Consider the following 527-nt stretch of genomic DNA (forward strand, 5'->3'; position numbering starts at 1 on the left):
GTTATCCTAGTACTATACCTAACAACTTGCTCTACACCTTCATAAGTAAAATGATTTAAATTGTTACTATTACAATACGAAGCTATGAAATTTGCCAATCTAGTTTCATTGAAATCATTTTTTTTCATTTCATTGTCAAAGTCTACAAATATTTTAAAATATTTATTAAACTCAGGATCATAGTTATACAGTAAATTATACATATAGTTATTTCCTATAAGTACTACTTTTATATTAACAGGTATATTTTCTGGCTTTATAGCTGTTTGTGTATCTAAAGTTATTTCACCTTGTTGTATTGTTTTTTTAAGTATATCCCAAGATAAATTGTATCTCAGAAGTTGATCCACATACAGTACTAAGTAACCTCCATTAGCTTTATGCACTGCACCTGGTAACAACTTAGTGAAATCTGTTTTTACAGTACCATTATAGTACTCGTATTCCGCCTTCCCGAATAAGTTTGCCGGACTCGGGTTTATTTCCACAACTACAGGCGCCCCGCATCTATCTAATCCATTATCTAC

Annotated in this window: 1 protein-coding gene; it reads right to left on the minus strand. The window is 31.1% G+C overall.

Features of this window, described 5'->3' with window-relative positions:
* A partial coding sequence (locus AZI32_RS17680; protein ID WP_157451002.1) for an AAA family ATPase occupies positions 1–527 on the minus strand: 527 nt, incomplete at both ends.

Origin of the sequence: Clostridium sp. ATCC 25772 (assembly GCF_001573875.1) — a bacterium.
Classification (GTDB): Bacteria; Bacillota; Clostridia; order Clostridiales; family Clostridiaceae; genus Clostridium_J; species Clostridium_J senegalense.